Source organism: Urechidicola vernalis (assembly GCF_031846385.1).
Taxonomy (GTDB): Bacteria; Bacteroidota; Bacteroidia; order Flavobacteriales; family Flavobacteriaceae; genus Urechidicola; species Urechidicola vernalis.
Window position 1 is genome coordinate 1 of sequence record NZ_JAVRHV010000025.1, and the last position, 747, is coordinate 747.

At 40.6% G+C, this 747-nt stretch carries 1 protein-coding gene; it reads right to left on the bottom strand.

Translation table 11 applies throughout. The features are described from left to right. A partial coding sequence (locus RM519_RS13945) for an HYR-like domain-containing protein (protein ID WP_311594440.1) occupies nucleotides 1–747 on the bottom strand: 747 nt, incomplete at both ends.

The following is a 747-nucleotide window of genomic DNA, read 5'->3' on the forward strand; positions in this document are numbered from 1 at the left end:
GTTATAACAGGAATAATTCCATTGCCACAAACATCCGTGACAACTGGTGCCGTTGGCTGAACTGCATCAACTAAACATTCAACTGTACTAGAAGCATTGGCTGGAACTACCGGGGCTGTTAAAACATCAATCGTATAAGTATAAGTATATACTGAAATATTGTTCGCGCAATCGGTATAAGTAAACGTATAAATCTTATCTCCTTCACAAACTGGATCTGCATTCTCTGTTATAACAGGAGTAATTCCATTACCACAAACATCCGTTACAACTGGTGCCGTTGGCTGAACTGCATCAACTAAACATTCAACTGTACTAGAAGCATTGGCTGGAACCACTGGTGAGGTCACAACATCAATCGTATAAGTATAAGTATATACCGAAACATTACCTGCACAATCCGTATAAGTAAAGGTGTAAACCTTATCTCCTTCACAAACTGGATCTGCATTCTCCGTTATAACTGGAGTAATTTCATTTCCACAAACATCGGTTACAACTGGCGCTATCGGCTCTACTGCATCTGAAAGACACTCTACCGTAGACCCGCCATCTACTGGAACCGTAGGTGCTGTAACAACATCTATTGAATAAGTATACAACCATTCTCCTGTGTTCTGTGCACAATCTGTATACGTAAATGTGTAAATCTTCTGCCCTTCGCAGTCAGGATCCAAACCTTCTGTCATAACTGGAATAACTTCATTCCCATTGGCATCATTTACAGATGGAGGTGTTGGAACTGTT